1 protein-coding gene is annotated in these 589 nt (G+C 54.5%); it reads left to right on the top strand.

Annotation, left to right across the window (positions count from 1 at the left end; genetic code table 11):
• Positions 1 to 2 precede the first annotated feature (2 nt).
• Positions 3 to 589 (top strand): ABC transporter permease subunit (locus ACFRAK_RS27480; protein WP_394572958.1); only part of this gene is annotated, 587 nt, incomplete at its 3' end.

A 589-nucleotide genomic window follows, 5' to 3' on the forward strand; every position in this document is an offset into this window, starting at 1 on the left:
TCATCGCACTGATCTTCAAATACGCTCCGATGCCGGGCATTATAATGGCCTTCCAGGACTTCAAGCCATGGCTCGGGATATCCGATTCGGCCTGGGTCGGGTGGGAGAACTATAAACTCATCTTCACCTTGAGTGATTCCAAGCAGGTCATCGCCAACACGCTCATCATCTCCACGCTGAAGATCATCTTTGGCCTCGTCGTTCCGGTCTTCTTCGCACTGTTACTGAACGAGCTTCGCTCCATGGCGCTGAAGCGTTCGGTGCAGACACTGGTCTATCTGCCACATTTCATGTCCTGGGTCATCCTTGGCGGCATTCTGCTCGATCTACTCTCGCTGGAGGGAATGGTGAACCAATTGCTAGGATGGGTGGGTCTTCCCCAGGTGATGTTCCTCGGTGATGGCACATGGTTTCGGGTGACGATCATCGTCAGTGATCTGTGGAAGGAGTTCGGCTTTTCGGCCATCGTCTTCCTCGCCGCGCTGTCCGGCATCAATCCAGCACTATACGAAGCGGCGGAGATCGACGGGGCCGGGCGGATGAAACAGACGCTCTACATTACGCTGCCTTCCTTGCTGCCGATTATTAT

This window comes from Peribacillus sp. NPDC056705 (assembly GCF_043656335.1).